At 67.6% G+C, this 11,977-nt stretch carries 14 protein-coding genes; 8 read left to right on the forward strand and 6 right to left on the reverse strand.

What is annotated here, in order from left to right:
• Positions 1-41: 41 nt before the first annotated feature.
• The 4 genes from DJ75_RS17310 to DJ75_RS17325 form a co-directional block, all read right to left on the reverse strand.
• Positions 42-1,931 carry a hypothetical protein gene (locus DJ75_RS17310; protein ID WP_176451344.1) on the reverse strand — a complete coding sequence of 630 codons (1,890 nt, stop codon included), beginning with the start codon at positions 1,929-1,931 and terminating at the stop codon, positions 42-44.
• 138 nt (positions 1,932-2,069) lie between these two features.
• Entirely contained in the window at positions 2,070-2,468 is a 399-nt protein-coding gene (locus tag DJ75_RS17315; RefSeq protein WP_217900401.1) for a hypothetical protein, read from the reverse strand.
• The gene (locus DJ75_RS17320; protein WP_094525753.1) at positions 2,465-3,319 is read right to left on the reverse strand and encodes a succinylglutamate desuccinylase/aspartoacylase family protein; all 855 of its coding nucleotides are present in this window, start codon (positions 3,317-3,319) and stop codon (positions 2,465-2,467) included. Before DJ75_RS17320 ends, DJ75_RS17315 begins: the two co-directional genes overlap by 4 nt.
• A 96-nt stretch (positions 3,320-3,415) precedes the next feature.
• Positions 3,416-4,006: a metal-dependent hydrolase gene (locus tag DJ75_RS17325; protein ID WP_094525754.1), complete on the reverse strand. Its 591-nt coding sequence runs from the start codon at positions 4,004-4,006 to the stop codon at positions 3,416-3,418.
• 147 nt (positions 4,007-4,153) lie between these two features.
• On the opposite strand from DJ75_RS17325, the gene DJ75_RS17330 reads away from it, so the two are divergent.
• Positions 4,154-5,038, forward strand: a complete 885-nt coding sequence (locus tag DJ75_RS17330; protein ID WP_241881413.1) for a winged helix-turn-helix transcriptional regulator — start codon at positions 4,154-4,156, stop codon at positions 5,036-5,038.
• A 27-nt stretch (positions 5,039-5,065) separates the two neighbouring features.
• The gene (locus tag DJ75_RS17335; RefSeq protein WP_094525755.1) at positions 5,066-6,187 is read left to right on the forward strand and encodes a hybrid sensor histidine kinase/response regulator; all 1,122 of its coding nucleotides are present in this window, start codon (positions 5,066-5,068) and stop codon (positions 6,185-6,187) included.
• A gap of 203 nt (positions 6,188-6,390) precedes the next feature.
• Here the strand turns inward: DJ75_RS17335 and DJ75_RS17340 are convergent, their stop codons facing one another.
• Positions 6,391-6,948: a hypothetical protein gene (locus tag DJ75_RS17340; RefSeq protein ID WP_094525756.1), complete on the reverse strand. Its 558-nt coding sequence runs from the start codon at positions 6,946-6,948 to the stop codon at positions 6,391-6,393.
• A gap of 419 nt (positions 6,949-7,367) precedes the next feature.
• On the opposite strand from DJ75_RS17340, the gene DJ75_RS17345 reads away from it, so the two are divergent.
• From DJ75_RS17345 to DJ75_RS17350, 3 genes are read left to right on the forward strand one after another with little or no spacing between them, the layout of a single operon-like run.
• Entirely contained in the window at positions 7,368-7,988 is a 621-nt protein-coding gene (locus tag DJ75_RS17345; protein ID WP_094525757.1) for a hypothetical protein, read from the forward strand.
• A complete protein-coding gene (locus DJ75_RS18805; RefSeq protein ID WP_158217275.1) occupies positions 7,981-8,142 on the forward strand; it encodes a hypothetical protein in 162 nt (53 codons plus the stop codon). Before DJ75_RS17345 ends, DJ75_RS18805 begins: the two co-directional genes overlap by 8 nt.
• Entirely contained in the window at positions 8,139-8,363 is a 225-nt protein-coding gene (locus tag DJ75_RS17350) for a hypothetical protein (protein WP_094525758.1), read from the forward strand. Before DJ75_RS18805 ends, DJ75_RS17350 begins: the two co-directional genes overlap by 4 nt.
• Positions 8,364-8,530: 167 nt before the next feature.
• On the opposite strand, the gene DJ75_RS17355 is transcribed toward DJ75_RS17350, so the two are convergent.
• A complete protein-coding gene (locus tag DJ75_RS17355) occupies positions 8,531-8,827 on the reverse strand; it encodes a HalOD1 output domain-containing protein (protein WP_094525759.1) in 297 nt (98 codons plus the stop codon).
• A 216-nt stretch (positions 8,828-9,043) separates the two neighbouring features.
• On the opposite strand from DJ75_RS17355, the gene DJ75_RS17360 reads away from it, so the two are divergent.
• The 3 genes from DJ75_RS17360 to DJ75_RS17370 all read left to right on the forward strand — a co-directional run.
• Entirely contained in the window at positions 9,044-9,529 is a 486-nt protein-coding gene (locus tag DJ75_RS17360) for a response regulator (protein WP_094525760.1), read from the forward strand.
• A gap of 110 nt (positions 9,530-9,639) precedes the next feature.
• Positions 9,640-10,821: a bifunctional sugar-1-phosphate nucleotidylyltransferase/acetyltransferase gene (gene glmU, locus DJ75_RS17365; protein ID WP_094525761.1), complete on the forward strand. Its 1,182-nt coding sequence runs from the start codon at positions 9,640-9,642 to the stop codon at positions 10,819-10,821.
• Between the two features lie 152 nt (positions 10,822-10,973).
• On the forward strand, positions 10,974-11,977 hold a 1,004-nt coding region (locus tag DJ75_RS17370; protein ID WP_275542312.1), incomplete at its 3' end, for a CARDB domain-containing protein.

Genomic DNA, 11,977 nt, shown 5'->3' on the forward strand with positions numbered 1-11,977 from the left:
GGGAGCGTAAACCCGACTCTCGGTCGGTCCGCCTGGGCGAGTCAGACGTCTGTGACGAGCTCCCCGTCCGCGTACACCGCCACCGGTCCGGCCGCCTCGAACGAGGACGCCACGCCGATACAGCTGTACGAGTCCGCTTCGTCGGTCGTGCGGCCGGCGACGGTGCCGTCCGAGCGGACCTCGTCGAAGTCGTTTATCGTCCCCCCGTAGGCCGTGGACTTCGCGACGCTGCCGGTCACCTCGAACTCGTAGCGGACGGTCTCGCCCTTCCCGACGACCGTCAGGACGTTCGGCCCGATAAGCTCGGGGGGAACCGACTCCCCGTTGATCGCGACATCCACGTCGTCGGTCGCCTCGAAGTCCGTAAGGACGCCGTCGAAGGCGTACGCGTCCGGCTCGTCAGTCGCCCGCCCGGTGACGGTGCCGTTGTCGGCGATCGCGTCGCCGTCGTCAACCGCCGCGTCGCCCGCGGCCGATCTCTCGACGTCGCCGTCGACGGTGAACTCGTAGCGCGCCGCCGAGCCGCCGCCGCCGATCGTGATGCGGTCCCCGTCCGTCGGCGGGGCGTCGGCGGCCCCGCCCGCCTCGCCGCCGGCGGTCCCGGCCGCCTCGCCGCCGTCGTCACCGACCGCTTCGCCCTCGGTCGGCCACGCACAGCTCCCGTCCGTCGAGACGCCGTCTCTGTCGACCGACGAGTCGCCGTCGAGGACGATCGCTTCGCCGGGCACCGACACCGTCGAGTCGCTGACGACGTTGTCCGCGCTGTCGTGGAAGACGATCCCGGCGCGGTCTTCGCCCGACTGCTCGACGCAGACGTTCCTGAGCTCGTTGTCGTCGCGGGCGAACTCGACCGGCGCCACGCGGTCACCGGCACCCGTGATCACCGTGTCCTCGATCGTCCGGCTCCCCACCTCCGCCTCCGTCGCCGGGTCGACGTGGATCGCGTAGCTCGTCCGCGTGCCGCCGGAGCCGACCGTCGTGTACCGCGGCCCCACGTGGATCGCCGTGTCGCGGACAGTGAACGACCCGCCGCTGAACGCGCCGACGACGCCGCCGGTCCCGCGGCCGCTGATCATTCGGATCTCGCAGTCCTCGATCGCGACCGGTCCGGGGCCGTCGGCCACTCGGACGGCGCGGCAGTTCCCGTAGTCATCGGGCGGGTCGTCGACCCTGAACGTCGCGCCCGTCACGGTGCTTCCGGGCGCGCCGAGCCGAACGCTCGCGACGTTGTTGTTGCGGTAGAGCCCGCCGTCGACGTGGACCGCTCCCGTCCCGAGCGAGCCGTAGACCCCGTTGTTCGCGAACAGCTCGACGTGGCAGTCCCGGTAAGTTATCTCCCCGACCGGATCCGTGTAGATGCCGACGCTGTCGCCGCCGTCCGCGGCCCGGAGCCTCTCGACGGTCCCCGTTCCGTCCGCCTCGATGACCCGGAACCCGAACGCGGCCGTGCCGGCGTCGTGGTGGCCGCGTTTCGTCACGTCGCGAACGACGAGCCCGTCGTACGCGTGAACGGTCAGCGACGAGCCGACGCCCTCCCCGGTGTTGTCGATGACGAAGTTCTCGACGCGGACGTCCCGGTTGTTCGTCCCCGCGATCCACGTGCGCGGGTCGTACTCGTCGCCGGGGACGAGGACCGCCTCTCCGGTCCCGACCATCGCGAAGTTCGTCAGTCCGTACAGGGTGAGGTCGTTGACCCTGTATCGCCCCTCGGGGAACTCGATCCGTGTGTCGTCGCCCGCGTGGTCCGCGAACACGTCGTCGATCGGCTCGGTCCCCGTGTCGTCCGCGCCCGCCTCGACGATGTCGACGACCTCGACGTGATCCGAAGCGACGGCCGTTCCGCCGGGGACGGCGGACGCCGCGACGCCCGCCCCCACCGTCTTGATGATCCCTCGGCGATGCAACAGCGAACGCGTACCCTCTTCAGACATCGTGCGGCCACAGACGCCTGTGCGGGATGGTAATCGTTCGCGTAAATCGGGGGTGTTCCGCCGCCCGCTCCGCCGCTCACATCGGCTGTGTGACAGCCGTCGCTTATCGGTTTGCTAATCCGTCCGGACGCCGCGGTTTCACTCGCGGGCGGCGCCGCGGAGCCGGTCCGAGCCGCGCAGGCAGGCGCGACCGACGCCGGCCCCCGCGACGGCGACCCCGTAACTGCAGAGCAGAAACGGGGCCCAGTAGAGCCGGAACGCGAACTGGGGGACGACGCGCTCCCCGACGACCGTGAGCGCGACGAACAGCGCGTATCCCGGCGCGGCGAGCGGCGAGTGCAGCCGCGCGTCGAGCGTCCCGAGGACCAGCGGCACCGTGAGCAGTGAAAAGAGACACACCACGCCGGGTCCCGCGACGACGGTCCACCACGTGCCGCGGTCCGCAATCGCGTCGTCACGGTCCGCAATCGCGGCGCCGCGGTCCGCTCCCGGCCCTCCGTCGCTCTCGCTCGTCACGTCGTCGCCTGCGGTCGTCATATCGCCGACCCCCGTCGTTCGATCCCGTGCCGGGACAGCAACCGTTCGGCGATCAGCTCCGTCCACCGGACCTGCGTGTCGACGTCGAGGTAGAACTCCGTGAGCTCGACGAGCACGCCGGCGGTGTCGAGGTCCGCGCTCACCTTGTGGATCAACAGGGGAGACGTCCCCCCCAGCGTGTTGCCGCGCCGGAACCGGTGGGCCCACATCGACGCCGGGACCACCGCCTCGTTCACGCGGTCGGCGACGGCGTCCGCGTCGCTCGTCGCGCCGCCGGCCGCGGTCGGAAACAGCGCCTGCCCGACCCACCGGCCGTGCGTCCCGTAGATCCCCCGCGACCGGTGGAGGTCGACGACGACGTCCGGGTCCGCGGCGGCGACGAGTTCCCAGAGACTCCGCGCGAGCGGCGTCTCGGGCTCCCCGCCGATCGAGAACTGTCGGTTGAGGTCGCCGTCCGGCCCCTCGCGCTCGTTCCGGCGAACGGCGACGACGTTCGCCCACGGCACGACGACGACGGACCCGTCCGTCACCTCCCACTCAGCGATCCGTTCCGCGGCCCGATAGCCGCTCACCTCGTTTCCGTGGACCCCGCCGACGACGACCGCCGTCGGCCCGCTGTCGTCGGAGCCGACCTCGAAGTAGGGGGTTTCCCGTCTCGTCCCCGGGCGCACCGCTCCGGTCTCGACCGTCGTCTCCGCCGCCGGCGACGGCGGGCGCGGCTCGGGATCGTCGCCGGTCGTCGCACCGCGCGTTGCACCGACCCTCGCACCGCGCGTTGCACCGACCGTCGCGCCGGCCACCACGGAGCCCGCTACCGTCGCTCCCGCGGCGAGCACCGCCCGTCGTTTCATGTCCGGTTCACGCCCCCACAGACACGTTATTACAGCGATGGTAACCCCGGTGCGGCGGTGATCGCGGTCAGCGATCGCGCTCCGCCCGGTCCGCCGTCAGTCGCCGAACAGCCGGCGGCCCCGCGTCCGGGCGGCCTCGATCGCGTCGGGCAACGGCGGCGTTCCGTCCGCCGTCCACAGGGCCACGGTCGCGAGGAGCGTCGCGGCTTGCACAGCTACGTACGGCGTCGGATCGAGCGTGACGATCGACGCGAGGTACTCCGCGAAGTAGTGATCGAAGCCGGCGCCGAGGCTGACGTGACCGTCGGGCGGGGCGGATCCGAGCGGCCAGAGGAGGCGGTCGGCGACGAGTGCGCCGCTCCGAACGCTCGCGGGCAGCAGGTCGCCGAGCAGGTGCGACGCGTACCCGACCGCGAAGCCGTCCGCCGCCGCCGAGCGGTCCGCGTTCCGCGAGAGGGCGACGACGCCGACGAGCAGCGGAGCCGCGACGAACACCGAGTGCCCGAGCGCGGACCCCGTGGCGAACACGTCGAACTCCCACGCGAGCGGCTTATCGATCACGTCCGGAAGGACGGCCGCCGTCGCCATCGCGACAGTCGACGTCGCCTCCGGTGACTCCCCGTGTCTGACGCGCGTGTACGCCGAGTAGAGCAGATAGCCGAACGCGACGTGTTCCCATGGCCACATCGATCGCCGTTGGGCCCTCCCTCCGAAAAGTACGGCTTTGGTAATCCGATTCCGACCCGCGAGGCCGGAGACCGCTCCGGAATCGGACGGAATGATCGGTCGTTTACCACCCGCATAATAAGACCGGTTACGATCGAATTATCGACCGTGACGGGAGACGGAACCGACCGAGACGTCGAGCGGCTCACGGAGGCGATGAACGTAATCTCAAAGAAATGGCATCCGGTCATCGTCCAGCGACTGTTCACCGACGGGTCGCTACGGTTCAGCGAGCTCCAGGAACGCCTGGAGGGGATCTCGTCGAAAGTCCTCACCGAGAGCCTCGAGGAGCTCGTCGACAACGGGCTCCTCGACAGGACCGTCGTGAGCGAATCCCCGAAACGAGTCGAGTACAGCTTGACCGACGACGGGCGGGATCTGCAGTCGATACTCTCCTCGCTGGCCTCTTGGGGGGAACGGTACCTCGACCCCGACCCGACCGTCCTCGTCGTCGACGACGACCCGCGGCTCGTGGACATGTACGCCGGCTGGTTGGAAGAGGAGTACGAGGTCAAACGGGCGTATCACGGGGAGGGCGCGCTCTCTGAGCTGTCCGAAGACGTCGACGTCGTGCTGCTCGACCGCCGGATGCCCGGCATGTCCGGGGAGGACGTCCTCGCACAGATACGCGACTGGGGGTTCGACACGCGGGTGATCATTCTCACCGCGATCACTCCCGACTTGGACATCCTCGACATGTCGTTCGACGCGTATCTCACGAAACCGGGATCGAAAGAGCAGCTCACGCAGATGGTCACGGACGTGTTGACGAGGGACTCCTACGACGACAGGACGCAGGAGTACCTGGTGTTGAACGCGAAGCGAGCGCTGCTCGAAAGCGAGTTCGTGGCGACGGAGCTGGCGCGTGACGACCGCTACGAGCAGCTGCTCGACCGACTGGCGACGCTCGAGTCGGAGATCGACGACCCGACCGAGGGGCTCGACGACGCGGACCGGCTCGTCGCGACTCTGGAACCGGACGGCGACTCATGACGCGGTCTCATCATCTCACAACAACGCATGACTGACGATACGGCTCTATCCGTGCTGCTGATCGAGGACAATCCCGCGGACGCGCGAATCGTTCGGGAGCAGTACAAAACGGCGAAGGAGACGGGTCTTTTCGCACGCGTACTCGATAAAAGCGAGTTCGAGAGCATCCGGTTTACCCACGAGGAGGACCTCGACCGGGGAACGGCACGCCTCCGTGAGGGAACGTACGACGTCGTTCTCCTCGATCTCCAGCTTCCCGACAGCGAAGGCGCCGAAACGGTCGACGCCGTGGTCGACGTCGACCCGAACGTCCCCGTCGTGGTTCTGACCGGGATGCCGGAACAGCGGCTCGGCGGTGAAGCGATTTCGAGAGGGGCGCAGGACTACCTCGTGAAAGGGAAGCTGACCCCCGAACTGCTGCTTTTGACCCTCCAGTACGCGATCGAACGAAAAAAGCGGGAACGAATTCTCAGACGACGCTCGGATCGGCTCGCGATCCTGAACCGCCTCACCCGCCACGACGTTCGAAACGACGTGAGTCTCATCGTCGGTCGGGCCTCGGAGCTGACCGATCACGTCGATCCGCGCGGGCAGTCGATACTCGAGGAGATCAGACAGTCGGGCAACCACATCCTCGAGTTGACGGATATGATCGGTCAGGCCCTCGACGCGATGGCCGACGATCAGGACCCGCTCGGCGACGTGAACCTCGAGGCGCTCCTCGAGAACGAAGTCGAGAAGGCGACCCGCCTGCACGGGGGCGCGGAGGTGACGCTCGGGTCCGTCCCCGAGGCGTCCGTCAAGGCGAACGAACTCCTCTCGTCCGTCGTCGCGAACCTCGTCAACAACGGGGTGGTGTACAACGACAAGGAGACGCCGACCGTCCACGTCGACGCGGTGGCCGAGGGCGACACCGTCACGATCAGGGTCGCCGACAACGGGACGGGGATCCCGAAGCACCGGCGCGAGGCCGTTTTCTCCGAACGGACGAACGGGGCCGAAAGCGCGGGACTCGGCGTGGGGCTGACCCTCGGCCACCAACTCGTCACTCAGTTCGGCGGCGAGATGTCCATCGAGGACAACGACCCCGACGGGACGGTGTTTCTCGTCTCGCTTCAGCGGGCCGAGGCCTCGGCCGGCCTCGTGTGAACTCCGTCGAGACAGTCACGGCGGTCGTCGCGGTCCGCCCGTTCGCCGGCGAGAGTATTCCCTGACGCGTGGCCGCGTCGCCTCCCCGACTGGCTATCGACGGGGACGCGACGCAGACGTTCGAGGAACCACCGTCTATCGGAGGCTGGACTCGCTCCTCGAAGAAAAAGTGAATTCCCGCGCGACCCTCGCCGCCGCGTCGGTTATCCTTCGGTTTCGCTGTCGGTCTCGTTGCCGGTTTCGCTGTCGGTCTCGTTGCCGGTTTCGCTGTCGGTCTCGTTGCCGGTTTCGCTGTCGGTCTCGTTGCCGGTTTCGCTATCGGTCTCGTTGCCGGTTCCGCTGTCGGTCTCGTTGCCGGTTCCGCTTCCGCTTTCCTCGTCAGTGCCGGTGCCGCTCTCGTCGTCGGTGCCGGTCCCGCTCTCATCGTCGGTGCCGCTCCCGCTCTCATCGTCGGTGCCGCTCCCGCTCTCGTCGTCAGTGCCGGTGCCGCTTTCGTCGTCAGTGCCGGTGCCGGTTTCGTCGTCAGTGCCGGTGCCGGTTTCGTCGTCGGTGCCGGTGCCGCTTTCGTCGTCAGTGCCGGTGCCGCTTTCATCGTCGGTGCCAGTTCCGCCGTCGGTGCCGGTTCCGGTTCCGCCGTCGGAGCCGTTTCCTGTCCCGTCTGACGGCCCTTCCGGTTCGTCCGAACAGCCGGCAAGGCCGACGACTCCGGCCGCACCGACGAGGCTAACGAACTTCCGGCGATCGAGTTCTTTTCGTACCATGGGTTGAACCCATCGACCCATCCGTGCTCCTTGCCCATTGCTACGAGTCAGGTAAGCGGATAATCGCGCTGTTAATGATCAGCAGGACGGTGAAACCCGGTGTAACTGCGCGGTACGACGGTCGAAACGGCGATGGGCCGCGAACGAGTGGTGTCTGTTCCGAGGCGACGGCGCTCTCGGTAGACGAGCCGCGGTCCAGCCGTCCGAATCGACCGGTTTTGCACGTCGGCGACCGGTCGAACGCGCACGCGGTTTCCCTCGTCTTACCGCGGGGTAACCGAACCGGTTACGCGAGTGTTGTCAGAGGTATATGTAGTTGGTCGTCCCGGTTTCTCGTACAGATGAGCAACAGTCGGATATCGTCCGGACGTCCGCAGGCACAATTCCCCGCCGAGCGATCGCCCCCCACGGAGCCGTCAGTGGAACCCACGGATCGGTCCGTCGGCGAGCGGGCACGCCGGGCGGCGATCCAGGTCTGTAAGGGGTACCGAGCACACGACGACCGCGCCCGGTCAGCCGCGGTCGATGCGTTCGCGTTCGTCGATGACGCGCAGTTCGAACACCTCGACGCGGCCGAAGCCCGCTCCGCGGCGACCGCGCTCGTCGACGCCCTCTGGGCTAAAGACGACGTCGAGGGGTCGTTCGTTTCCGACGGCGTCGTCGAACGGCCGGCCGCCCTCTCGGCCGCCGAGTGGGACGACGTCGAGTCGCCCCTGCGTCGCCGCGCCCGCATCGTCGGAATGGACGAGGCGTACGGTCGACTGACGACCGAGAGCTGGAAACGGCACAAAGTCGGCGGAGAGTACTCCCGCCCCGCGCTGGAGGCCCAGCGCATCGAGGTCGCCGCCGCGATCGGAACCGAGGAGTATCCGACGAAGGACCGCGCGGGCCGGAGCGGCTTCGGCGAGCTCCCGGCGAGATACCTCGTCGCGATCGAGCTTCACGACGACCGGAACAACCGCTCGTCAGATCGGGCCATCGACGTGATGACGCCGTACTTCGAGACCATTCTCGCGGCGCACGAGGGCGACGATGTCTGACTGCTCGCCGGACACCCACCTCGTCGCGGCGAGGGAACTGCTGGTCGCGGTCGGACAGCGACACCCCCACATGCCGTCGGAACAACGGGCGCTCGTTCAGGAGGCGATCGAACACGTCGACCGGGTGCAGGACGCCAGAGGGCGAGATCGATGACCGGCGAGGACTCGGTGGGCGATCGGCCTGCTCCAGCCGACGAGACGAACATGGACTGGCCCGTCTTCAGCATCCGCCACACGTACTGTCCGGAAGACGTCGCTCCGAGCGTTTCCTTCGAGCCGAACGAGCTCGTGATGTACGACACGTCATCCGACATCGACGGTCGCTGGATATCCGCGTCATACGGTTCTCACACGCCGATATCAGACGTTCGGTGATCCGAACCGCAACCGCCGACGCCCGGCGCGCGTCTGCGACGGGTTCCACTGGCGGAGTTTGAATTTCGGCGTCGTTATCGACTCACGGTGTTGTTTTCCACTCTCGACGGCGTTGTCGACTCTCGGCGGCGTCGCTGACTCACTTCGTTCGCCCCCGACAGAGCCCGCTATTCGACCACGAAGATAGCGCCGTCGGCCCGAATTTGGAGCGTGAGGTCGGAGACGACGAGAGACAGTTGCGCGTCTTCGCCGCCCGCCTCCGACGTGAACAACCGATCGAGCGCGTCGGGATCGACGATGCGCTGTATCCCGACGTCGAACTGCTCCGGTCGCCGATCGGTGACGATGGCGACCGCGTGCGTGCACCGCGTGAGTTGCTCCTCGTCGGCACGCCAGTCAGGCGGGAACCGGTGGACGTACTCGTCCTCCGACGGAGAGGGAGGCCCGTGATAGTTGGGATCCATACCCGAAACATCGGTTCTGTTCTTGTTAATCTTTGCCACCGTACAGGTAACCGCCCCGGTGACTTCGTGGTAACGACCCCGATTCGGCGTCGGTTCGTCGCCGTTTTCGGCGCGAATCCGACGAAACTGGATGCAATCCGCTCGAACCGATTCCCATAATTATAACAGCACGTCACCTAAGACAGAGCCGAGTCACGCAGGTGGCTGTTGGTCGACATGGACAAGGACACCACTCACTCCGGGACGGTGCTGATCGCAGAGCACCATTCGCCAACCATCCGTCTCCTCGAGCTCGCGTTCGAGGAGGTCGCACCGGAAGTCACCGTCGAGTTCGTGAACACGGGAACCGCCGCGATCGAACGGCTGGCGAGCGTCGAAGACGGCGCCAGACGCCCGGAACTCGTGCTTCTCGATCTCAACCTCCCGCTGAAAAGCGGGCACGACGTCCTCAGATGGCGTATGGGCTCGGACGACGTCGGCAGAATCCCGGTCGTCGTCGTCTCGGACACGTCGGACCCCACCGCCGCACGTCTGTGTTACGATCTGAACGCCCAGGCGTTCATCAGTAAACCACAGGGCTGGGAGGGGTTCCTCGACCTCACGAGCGTGCTCGTGAAACACTGGTTTCAGTACGCGGAGAGCCCGGCGATCCAGTTCCCCTCCGACGGCGCGCAATCGGAATTCGAGCCGACGGAGCGGTGAGCCACCGGACCGACGACAGCGCTCGCGTCTCCCGAGCCGCCTCGTCGACCGCGACCGGAGGCATTAGATCCCACTTAAGTATGGGAGCGACGCGACTACCGCGGCACTGAATGCAAGTCATCGTCCTAGCGGCCGGTCGCGGCACCCGGATGCGTCCCCTCACCGAGAACGTCCCGAAGCCGATGCTGCCCGTGGGGTCGGCTCCGATGGTGGAACGCGTCGCGGAGGCGGCTGTCGACGCCGGCGCGGAACGGCTCGTCTTCGTGGTCGGCTACGAACAGGCGTCGGTCCGCGAGCACTTCGGGTCGCGTTACGAGGGGGTTCCGGTGACGCACGTCGAACAGGACGAACTGCTCGGCACGGCGGACGCCGTGCGGGCCGCGGCCGACCACGTGGAGGGTCAGTTCGCCGTCCTTAACGGCGACAACATGTACGACGCCGAGAGCCTCCGCCGGCTGTTCGACTCCGGCCCGGGCATCGGCGCGTACCGCGTCGAGACCCCCTCGAACTACGGTGTCCTCCGGACGCGCGGTGACGCGGTAGAGGGGCTCGTCGAGAAACCGTCCGACCCGCCCTCGGACTTGGTGAACGCCGGCGCGTACGTGTTCCCGGCGGACGCGACCGCCCTCCTCGACGTTCCGAAGAGCGAGCGCGGCGAGTTCGAGCTGACCGACGTGGTCAATCGCGTCATCGACGACCGGCCGGTGTCGTTCGTCGAGTTCGATCGATGGAGCGACGTCGGGCGCCCGTGGGAGCTCCTCGAAGCGACCGCGTCGGAACTGGAGCGGCAGCCGCGGCGGCTCGACGGCTCGGTTCATCGGGAGGCGACGGTCTCCGGGAACGTCGTCGTCGAACCCGGCGCGTCGGTGAAACGTGGAGTCACGATCGAGGGCCCCGTCCGGATCGGGGCCGGGAGCACCGTCGGGCCGAACGCATACCTCCGCGGCGCGACGTATCTCGGCGCCGACGTCCGCGTCGGGAGCGGCGTGGAGATCAAAAACAGCGTCCTCATGGCCGGGACCGCCGTCCCGCACCTCTCGTACGTCGGGGACAGCGTTCTCGGTCGCGACGTCAACCTGGGTGCCGGAACGAACGTCGCGAACCTCCGACACGACCGTGAGCCGGTGAAACACACGGTGAAAGGCGACCGGGTGTCGACCGGCCGTCGGAAGTTCGGCGCCGTGATCGGGGACGGCGCTCGAACCGGGATCAACACCAGCCTCGACCCCGGCGTCACCCTCTCGGCGGGCGCGACGACGACGCCGGGGGAGCGCGTTTCGCGCGACAAATAGCCCGTCGCGTCCTCACCGTCAGGGGTCGTCTGTCGCGCCGTCGTCGTCGCCGGCAGCCGAGTCACGCTCGTTGCGGGCGGATTTACTAGGGCGATAATAACGGCCGGAGAGCGCGAACCCTCCCCTATCACACAGCGGGGACTCCAGTTCCAATGACACAACCAAACCGACGGCGACAGTCGTCGAGCGACAGTATCGACCGCCGGCTCCAGCAGCTGCTGATCGTGTTCGGGATCGGCCTCTTCATCGCGGGGCTGGCGTTCGCCGGATTCTTCGGTGGGGTGGCCGGAGCGATCGGATCGCTCACCGACGGCGGAGCGAGCACACCGGACGCGGGTGACACGTCCGAGCCGCCGACCGCCCCGGACGACGACGGGACGGAAAACGAATCGTCACCGGACGGGGGCGACGGCGAGACCACGGCGGACGAGGACGGGAGCGACGGTGAGACCACGGCGGAGGATGAGACCGGCGCGCCCGAGTTCGACGTGGTCGAGCTCAGTGTCTCCGAGGAGGCGACGGCCGGCGAGGACGCAACCGTCGAATACACCGTCACGAACGGCGGCGATGCCGACGGTTCGACCGATGTCAGCGTCAGGCTCGGCGATGAGCGGGTCCGGTCGTACTCCGTCAGCATGGACCCCGGCGAGGAGGAGACGTACCGTCACAGCGTCGACACGGACGGGGACGACTCCGGGACGTCCCGGGTCTTCGTCGAAACGGATCACGACAGCCAGGACGCCCGGATCGATCTGACGGAGAACGACAGCGAGAACGGCGACGACCGCGCCGATGGGGATAATCGTCACAACGGCGACGACCGCGCCGGTGGGGATAATCGTCACAACGGCGACGACCGCGCCGGTGGAAACGACAGCGACGACGGCCGGAACAACGACGACGAGAACGACAGCGACGACGGCCGGAACAACGACGACGAGAACGACAGCGACGACGGCCGGAACAACGACGACGAGAACGACAGCGACGACCGCGCCGGTGGAAACGACAACGACGACGGCCGGAACAACGACGACGAGAACGACAGCGACGGGAACGACGGCGACGACAGCCAGACCAACGGTGGAAACGATAACAGCGACGACAGCCAGACCACCGACAGCGACGACAGCCAGACCACCGACAGCGACGACAG

Origin of the sequence: Halorubrum sp. Eb13, assembly GCF_002252895.1 — an archaeon.
Classification (GTDB): domain Archaea; phylum Halobacteriota; class Halobacteria; order Halobacteriales; family Haloferacaceae; genus Halorubrum.